The 362-nt window shown below is 72.1% G+C and carries 1 protein-coding gene; it reads left to right on the top strand.

The features are described from left to right. Window positions 1–12 precede the first annotated feature (12 nt). Window positions 13–362 (top strand): winged helix-turn-helix transcriptional regulator (locus CCN42_RS15180; protein WP_086736175.1); only part of this gene is annotated, 350 nt, incomplete at its 3' end.

The raw sequence follows: 362 nt of genomic DNA on the forward strand, positions 1-362 counted from the left end.
GAGGAGCCGACGATGGTCGCGCGCACCCGTTTCGACGCCGACCCCTGCCCCGTCGCCCGGTCGGTGAACGCCATCGGCGACTGGTGGTCACTGCTGATCGTGCGGGACGCCTTCGACGGCAGCCGTCGCTTCGGCGAGTTCCACCGCAGCCTCGGCATCGCCAAGAACATCCTGGTGGCGCGGCTGCGCGCACTGGAGGAAGCCGGAGTGCTCCGCGGGGTGCCCGCGCCGGACGGCGGCACCCACCGCGAGTACCTCCTCACGGACAAGGGCCGCGCCTTGTTCCCGGTGATCGTCGCCCTGCGCCAGTGGGGCGAGGAGCAGTGCTTCACGCCCGGCGAGCAGCACTCCCGCCTGCTGGA

The organism is Streptomyces glaucescens (genome assembly GCF_002154375.1).
In the GTDB taxonomy this organism is placed as follows: Bacteria; Actinomycetota; Actinomycetes; order Streptomycetales; family Streptomycetaceae; genus Streptomyces; species Streptomyces glaucescens.